Genomic DNA, 7,584 nt, shown 5'->3' with positions numbered 1-7,584 from the left:
TCGCCGCCTACCACCGCGACGAGGCGGCCCGGCAGGACCGGGTCGCGGACGCCTCGCGTCCCGTCGTCCCCGACGAGCAGACCGGCGACGACGAGCTCACCGGCACCTCGCCGCTCTGCCGCGCCGCGGACGTCGTCCGGCTCGGCCCGCTCACCGCGGCCGGACCGCAGTGCGACGACGACCCGTGGATCGCCGGCCAGGTCGAGGACGCGATGCGCCGCGGCGGCCTCGACCGCCCCGTCGGCTGACCCGGCCTACGGCTCGAGCACCGTCAGTCCCAGCGCCGCGCAGATCGCGCCCGCCTGGGTGGGGGAGACGATCGCCCCGCGCAGCTCGCGCGGGGTGTCCGGGGTGACCTCGCCGAGGTCGCAGCCCCGCAGGTCGGCGCCGTCGAGCCGGGTGGACCGCAGCACCGTGCCGCGCAGCCGGCACCGCTCGAACCGGACGTCGCGCAGGTCGGCGCCGGACAGGTCGGCCTCGGACAGGTCGCAGTCGGCGATCCGCAGTCCCCGCATCGCCACGTCGCGCAGGTCCGCCAGCTGCAGCGAGCAGTCGTCCAGGACGAATGACGCCGACAGCCCACGCAGTCCGCGCAGGACGGTGCCGATCATCCGGCAGCCGGTGAACCGGGTGTCGCCGAGGGTCGCCCCGGCCAGCCGGGCCCCGGACAGGTCGACCCCGCCGAGCACGGCGTCGGTCAGGTCCGCCTCACGCAGATCGGCCCCGGCCAGCGACGTCCCGGTGATCCGCGCCCGGTCCAGCCGCACGCCGCGCAGATCCGCCCCGGCGAGCGAACCGCCCCGCAGGACCAGTCCGGCGAGGTCGGTCTCCCGCAGGTCGGTCTCGTCGAGGACGGCCGAGCCGACCTCCACGCCGTCCCGGGCCGCCGCGAGCAGGTCCTCCGCCGTCGTCACCGCCGTCACGGGCGACAGCGTGGCACGGTCAGGACGCGGCGGGTGCGTCCGGGCCCACCGGCAGGCAGCGCACCGGGTTCGCGTGGGCGGGGTCGAGCGCGTTGAGCACGTGCTGCAGCGTGACCGGGTCGAACGCGACGGCGACGTGCTCGGCGAGGTCGGTGGGGCAGCCGTCCTGCAGGACGATGTTGTGCGCGCCGTCGAGCAGGCCCGAGGTGTAGGGGACGACCAGCTCGTCGTAGCGGGTGAGGATCATCGTGTAGTCGACGCCGCCGGCGCGGGGCCCGCCGTCGGAGTTCATGCGCTGCAGGAAGTCCGAGCCGCGCAGGAACTGCCGGCAGGACGCGCACAGCGGGTCGAGGACGGTGCCGACCGCCGGGCCGAGGCCGAGCTGCTCACCGGTGCGGTTGAGGAACGCCAGCCCGGCGGTGCTCGTGCCGTCCCAGAGCGGGGTCAGGCCGACGTAGCGCCGGACCTCGTCGGCGCCCCCGAGGAACCGGACGTAGTGGTTCGGCATCAGCGAACCCTCGGAGTGGCCGACGATGTCGACCTTCGCGGCACCGGTGGCCCCGCGGACCCGGTCGACGAACGCGGCGAGCTCGGCGGCGCTGTCCTCCATCGGGGCGAGCCCGCCGACCTGGGTCAGCGGCGGCGGGGCCAGGGGGTTGCGGCCGTAGGTCAGGGAGAACACGCAGTAACCGCGCTGGGCCAGCTGCGGGGCCATGTAGGCCCAGTTGTTCCCCTGGTTGGCCGAGAGGCCGTGGACGAGGACGACCGGCTCCGGGTGCGCCTCCGACGGCCGGCAGCCCCAGTCGTTCGACCCGGGCGGGGAGGGGTCCAGCAGGTCCTGCACCGACGCGACCTGCTCGGGCTCCGGTGCCGCCGCCTGGGCGGGCGGGACCAGCGCGAGGCCGACCGTGCACACCGCGACCGCGATCGAGACGACCGCCGCCCACCTGCGCCGGTCGTTGCCCTGTCCAGCCACCAGCCGCCTCCTCGGATGCCGTCGTCACGAGGATCAACGACGACGGTCACCGGAGGTTGCGCACCGTCACCGGACAGGGCCGTCCGGGGGAGGGGTGGCTACTCCGTCCGATCCTGCCCGGTGCTCCCGTCCGGCTCCGTGGTCCCGTCGTGCCGGGGGACCTGGTCCTGGCGGGGACGTCCGCCGCGGCGCATGTTCCCGTTGGTGGTCCGCCGGGTCGGGTCGACCAGGCGTTTCCACTTGGCCTGGGCCGCCTGTCGGCTCGACAGCTGGGCCTGGACGGCGTCGGCGACCTCCTTCCAGGTCATCCCGCCGGCCCGCAGGGTGCGGATCAGGTCGCGCTCGTAGTAGTCGGCCAGCCGGCGCATCTCCTGCACCAGGGCGTACCAGGCGGCCGCCCCGTCGTGGGTGAGGACGCCGTCGGCCGCCCGTCCCTTCATCCCGTCCAGTTGTTCGGTGATGGACTCCCGCTTCTTCGCGATCGAGGGGTCGGCCCGTTCCAGCCAGCGCTGCGCTTCCTCGTACCTCATGATGTCAATGGTTCATTGACGCGTACGCGCAGTCAACCGTTGCACGACATCGGCGTGTCGCAGGGGAGCGGGCCACGACGACGGCCGCGGTGCCGGCGACCGGGCCACGCGCCGGTGGCACCACGGGTGCCCCGGGGTACCCGTCGTCGCCGGAGGCGGCCCAGGAGGCGCTGGGAGCGCCCTGGACGGCTCTGTGCGGGCCGCCGCGGTGGGGATGGACCATCCGGCGGCCACGCACGACCGGGCCGGTCCAGGGGCCGCTGAACCTCCCGGGCGCAGCCGGACGGGGGCGAACCGGGATGCCCCCACGGCTGTCGAGACCCGCTCGTGGTCCGGGTGCCTGCCGCCGCCTTGGCTTCTTCTGGTGTCAATCGTTCATTGACGCTTGCTCGTGGTCACCGAAACGACGACAACAAAATCGCCAAGACCAGACCGGGCCGGCCCGGGGGAGCGTCCGTCAGGCGAGGGGGAGGCTGAAGCCGTCGTGGGTCCGGAGGAACCCGAGGCGCTCGTAGAACCGGTGGGCGTCGGTACGGGACCGGTCGGAGGTGAGCTGGACGAGCGCCGCGCCACGTCGACGGGCCTCGTCGACGGCGTACCGGACCATGGTCGCCCCGAGCCCGTCGCCGCGCCGGCCCGCGGCCACCCGGACGGCCTCGATCCGTGCCCGCAGCGCGCCGCGGCGGGCCAGGCCCGGCAGCAGGCTGAGCTGCAGGGTTCCGACGACCGTGCCGTCGTCGTCGGCGACCAGGAGCAGGTGTCGCGGGTCCGCGTCGAGCTCGGCGAACGCGGCGAGGTAGGGCGCCAGGTCCTCCGGGGTCTCCCGGGTGGCGCCGAGCGGGTCGTCGGCCAGCAGCGCGACGACGGACGGCACGTCACGGGCCGTGGCCCGGCGCAGGACGGGTACGGGCACGGCGGGACCTCTCGACGCGGGACGGCGGGGGAGCGGGCTCCGGAGAGTGTCCCGGAGTGATGTCGTGCGGCCGGGCTGGGAGTCCGCCGGGTCAGCGGTCACCATGACGGGCATGTCCCTCGACACCCGCGACCGGGCCGACGGCACCACCCCCGCCGCCGCGTCCGCTCCCGTTCCGACCGGCGGCGACCCCGTCACGGTCTCGTTCACCCGTCGCGCCGACCCCGGTCACGCCGCGGAGATGACCGCCTGGATCCGCTCCGGCCTGCTCATGGCCGAGGGGTTCCCCGGCTTCCTCGGCGGCGGCTGGGTCCGCAGCCGCGACGGCTCCGACGAGTGGCACATGCTGGCCCGCTTCGACTCCCCGGAGTCGCTCGGGCGCTGGGAGGCGAGCCCCGAGCGCCGCTGGTGGCTCGGGTCCGCCCAGGGCCTGGCGGAGATGACCCGGGCCGAGCGCCGCACCGGGATCGAGGGCTGGTTCGACCAGCCCACCGCGGTGGAGACGGCCGGCCCGCCCCAGGTCACACCGCCGCGCTGGAAGCAGGCGACGACGATCTGGCTCGTCTTCTTCCCGATGAACCTCCTGGCCACGGTGACCCTCGGCGCACTGCTCGCGGACTGGCCCGTCGTGCCGCGGCTGGCGGTCACGACGATCGTCCTGACCCCGGTCATGGTGTACGTGATGCTGCCCTGGATCACCCGTGTGCTGGGGTGGTGGCTGCAGGGCAGGCGGTTCCGCGACCGGCACCGCGTCCCGGTGGGCTGATCACCCCCGGGGGCTCCCCGGATCACGCGGAGCGAGGCCGCTACCGTCGTTCGGTGCTCACCTCCGAAGCGACGGTCGCCGCGCCGGCTCCGGTCGACACGCTCCGCGACCGTCGACGCCTGCACTGGGCGGGCCGGCTCGGTCTCCTGGCGTTCGTGCTCGCCGTCGCGGTGCCCTTCCTGCCCGTGGTGCAGCACACGACCACGATCGTCTGGCCGTCGGTGGCGGACGGCACCGCCGACGTCAACGCGCCGCTGGTCGCGCTGCGCCCGGAGACGATGTCGGTGGTCGTCCCCGCCGACGCGATCCGCAGCCTCGACGACCGCGCCGACGGCTCCGCCACGGTGCTGTCGACCGTCCCGCCGGAGTCGCCGGAGGGCGCCCGCTCCGGGATGGTCCTGACCGTCGCCGACGGCCAGCTGGCGCTGGTCGACCGCGGCCAGCAGCTCGCGACGGCGCCGCTGCGGGCCGGCCCGTCGGAGGTCCGGATCACCTCCGACGGCACGTCCACCACGATCGACCTGGGCTCCGGGGCGCAGACCTTCGAGGGGGACCTGCGGCCGCAGGTCGTGGGGATCTACTCCGACCTGGACACCGCGCTCGACCCGACGGCCGGCACCGCGGTCCGGATCACCCCGGACACCCGCTTCGACACCAGCCCGTCGGTGTGGAAGACCGCGGCCACCGTCGTCGCCGCGGTGGCGCTGCTGGGCTCGCTGCTCGCGCTGGCCGGCGTCGACCGGCACCTGGGCCGCAGCCCGCACCGGGCGGGCCGCGACGCCATCGGCGGTCTCGCCGGGCGGTGGCCGCCGCGGCTGCGCCGCTGGTGGTCCCGTGCGAGGCCCCGGCCGATCGACCTGATCGTCACGGTGGTGCTGGTCGGGTGGGCGGCGATCGGGGGCCAGACCTCCGACGACGGGTTCACCCTCGGCATCGTCCGCGACGTCCCGACCTCGGGCTACGTCGGCAACTACTACCGCTGGTACGACGCCGCGGAGGCGCCGTTCGGCTGGTTCTACGATCTCTACGCGCTGTGGGTGCGGGTCTCGGACTCGCTGCTGTGGCTGCGGCTTCCCTCGGTGCTGATGGGGATCATGGCCTGGTGGCTGGTCTCCCGGGGCCTGCTGCCGCGCCTGGGCCGTCAGGCCCGCCGCTCGCGGGCGGCGACCTGGGCCGCCGGGATGGTGTTCCTGGCGTTCTGGATGGCCTACAACTCCGGGCTGCGGCCCGAGCCGGTCGTCGTCGTGTGCTCGCTGCTCGCCCTGGTGTGCGTGGAGCGGGCGCTGGCCCTGCAGCGGCTGCTGCCGGTCGCCCTGGGGCTGTTCGCGGCGTCGATGGCGGTCGGGGCGAACCCGGCCGGGCTGATCGCGATCGCGCCGTTCATCGCCGGCGTGCGTCCGCTGTGGCACCTGCTGTCGGCCCGGGTGCGGGCGGTCGGCGCCGTCCCCGTTCTCGCCCCGCTGCTGGCCTCCGGCACCGCGATCCTGATGATCGCCTGGGCGGACCAGAGCTGGGCAGCGGTCGTCGACTCCACCCGACTGCGGTCCGACATCGGCCCGGACTGGCCCTGGTACACCGAGATCGCCCAGCGCTACGCGCCCCTGTTCGAGGGGCTCGCAGACGGATCCATCGCCCGTCGGTTCCCGATCCTGCTGGTCATCCTCTGCCTGCTGGCGTGCGTCGTCGTGCTGATCCGGCGCAACCGGATCCCCGGTGCCGCGCTCGGGCCCGCCCAGCGCCTCATCGGCAGCACCGTGATCGCGCTGCTGATCTTCGCGCTCACCCCGACCAAGTGGACCCACCACTTCGGGGATCTGGTCGGTCTGGGCTCGGGCATGGTGGCGCTCGCCGCGATCGCCACCGGCTCGGACGTCCTGCGCTCGCTGCGCAACCGGCTCGCGTTCCTGTCCGCGGTGTTCCTGGTGGCGGCGCTGTCCGCGGCCGGGCCGAACCTGTGGTGGTACACGAACAACTGGGGCGTGCCCTGGGCCGGCGAGCAGGTCACCGTCGCCGGCTACGAACTCTCCACGATCCTGCTGCTCGTCGCGCTGCTGCTCGCCGCGGGGGCCGGGGTCGAGCACCTGCGCGGGATCCGCGAGGAACGGCACCCCGACCAGTTGGCGGGTGTCGAGCGCGCGCTGGGCCGGATCCCGCTGCTCGGGCGCTGGGTCCGGGCCCGGGACTGGCGCCGCGACGCGTCATCGGCGCTGCGGGCGACCCGGCGGCTGCGGCTGACCTCGGCGCCGCTGGCGGTGCTGTGCGGGCTGCTCGTCACGTTCAACGTGTGGTCGATGGTCTCGGCCGTCCAGGACCGCTCCGGCACGTGGACGATGGGTGCCGACGCGCTGTCGCACCCGTTCGGTGGGTCCTGCGGGCTCGCCAGTCAGGTGTTCGCCGAGCGCAGGCCCGTCGACGGCGTGCTGCCCCCCGCCCCGGAGCCGACCGGAATGGCCGCGCCGGCCCGCTCCGGGCTGCTCCCGACCGTCGCGCCGCCGCCCCCGCCGGGGGAGCCGACCTCGACCCCGGCACCGCTGGCCCCGGGGGTGGTCCCCGCCAACAGCCCCGACGCGCAGCTGCTCGACCCCAACAGCGGGGGCAGCGGCTTCGTCCGCGACGGGATCCCGCCGACCGGCGGCGGCACCGGCGCCTCCGGGTTCGAGTACGTCCTGTCCGGTGGGCTCGGCAGCGACGCGGCACCCGCGTTCGGCAGCTACGTGCCCCGCAGCGACCGCAACACCGGCACCCTGCGCACCCCGTGGGTGATGCTGACCGCCGAGCAGCGCGCCGGCACCACGCCGCTGGTCGTCACGGCAGCCGGGCGCCTGGGCAACGGGAACCGGCTCACCGTCCAGTACGCGACACGGTTGTCGGACGGGCGGGTCCGCGTCGTCGAGCAGACCACCCTCGACGACGGCCGGGTGGAGGAGATGCCGTGGCGCGAGCTGCGGTTCGACCTGCCCGAGACCGCCCGAGCGGCCACCGAGGTCCGGATGGTCGTGCAGGACAACTCACTCGGCGCCGACGGCTGGCTCGCCATCGCGCCGCTGCGGGCGCCCCAGCTGGCGCCGTTGTCACAGGTCGTGGGCGACCAGCCGATGTTCCTCGAGTACCCGGTGTCGCTCGCCAGCCCGTGCCTGCACCCGTTCCGGACCTCCGGCGGCATCGCCGAGGTCCCCGCCTACCGGCTGCAGGCCGACGGCAGCCAGATGCGTGCCGACGGGGAGGGGTGGTCGTCCCCGCAGGCCGGTGGCCCACTGGGCTGGATCACCGTGATCGGCAAGCAGACCGAGCTGCCCACCTACCTCGAGGGCGACCCGGGGCGGGACTGGGGCAAGGTGCAGGCGATCCAGCCGTACCGGCCGAACGCGGTCACCCCGACCCTGGAACGTCGCGACGTGGACCGTTCCGGGCTCTACAGCTCCGGTCCGCTGCCGGCGCCGCCGCCGGGCATCCCGTCACCGAGCCGGTGACGGCGG

General features: G+C 74.8%; 7 protein-coding genes. 3 read left to right on the top strand and 4 right to left on the bottom strand.

All coding sequences use genetic code 11. The annotated features are described in order from the left end of the window. Positions 1 to 248 (top strand): hypothetical protein (locus NH602_RS07605; protein ID WP_253067413.1); only part of this gene is annotated, 248 nt, incomplete at its 5' end. A 6-nt stretch (positions 249 to 254) separates the two neighbouring features. On the opposite strand, the gene NH602_RS07600 is transcribed toward NH602_RS07605, so the two are convergent. The 4 genes from NH602_RS07600 to NH602_RS07585 form a co-directional block, all read right to left on the bottom strand. Then, complete coding sequence (locus tag NH602_RS07600; protein WP_161152100.1) at positions 255 to 923, bottom strand: pentapeptide repeat-containing protein; 669 nt, start codon at positions 921 to 923, stop codon at positions 255 to 257. A gap of 19 nt (positions 924 to 942) precedes the next feature. Next, positions 943 to 1,899 (bottom strand): triacylglycerol lipase, encoded by a 957-nt coding sequence (locus NH602_RS07595; RefSeq protein ID WP_253067412.1) that lies wholly within the window; start codon positions 1,897 to 1,899, stop codon positions 943 to 945. A 98-nt stretch (positions 1,900 to 1,997) separates the two neighbouring features. Next, entirely contained in the window at positions 1,998 to 2,429 is a 432-nt protein-coding gene (locus NH602_RS07590) for a hypothetical protein (RefSeq protein ID WP_083658273.1), read from the bottom strand. Between the two features lie 457 nt (positions 2,430 to 2,886). Next, positions 2,887 to 3,342, bottom strand: a complete 456-nt coding sequence (locus tag NH602_RS07585; RefSeq protein ID WP_253067411.1) for a GNAT family N-acetyltransferase — start codon at positions 3,340 to 3,342, stop codon at positions 2,887 to 2,889. A 112-nt stretch (positions 3,343 to 3,454) separates the two neighbouring features. On the opposite strand from NH602_RS07585, the gene NH602_RS07580 reads away from it, so the two are divergent. Together NH602_RS07580 and NH602_RS07575 are read left to right on the top strand one after the other, a co-directional pair. After that, positions 3,455 to 4,108 carry an antibiotic biosynthesis monooxygenase gene (locus tag NH602_RS07580; protein WP_073575330.1) on the top strand — a complete coding sequence of 218 codons (654 nt, stop codon included), beginning with the start codon at positions 3,455 to 3,457 and terminating at the stop codon, positions 4,106 to 4,108. 53 nt (positions 4,109 to 4,161) lie between these two features. After that, on the top strand, positions 4,162 to 7,578 hold the full coding sequence (locus tag NH602_RS07575; protein ID WP_253067410.1) for an arabinosyltransferase domain-containing protein: 3,417 nt from the start codon (positions 4,162 to 4,164) through the stop codon (positions 7,576 to 7,578). Positions 7,579 to 7,584 lie beyond the last annotated feature (6 nt).

The sequence above is a fragment of the Pseudonocardia sp. McavD-2-B genome (genome assembly GCF_024124365.1).
Classification (GTDB): domain Bacteria; phylum Actinomycetota; class Actinomycetes; order Mycobacteriales; family Pseudonocardiaceae; genus Pseudonocardia; species Pseudonocardia alni.
Note: the sequence above shows the minus strand (reverse complement) of the source record. Positions and strands in the feature narration are given on the sequence as shown.

Bases quoted from the DNA above. Each gene is read 5' to 3' on its own strand.
- NH602_RS07590 (WP_083658273.1), bottom strand. From the start codon at position 2,429: ATGAGGTACGAGGAAGCGCAGCGCTGGCTGGAACGGGCCGACCCCTCG.
- NH602_RS07580 (WP_073575330.1), top strand. From the start codon at position 3,455: ATGTCCCTCGACACCCGCGACCGGGCCGACGGCACCACCCCCGCCGCC.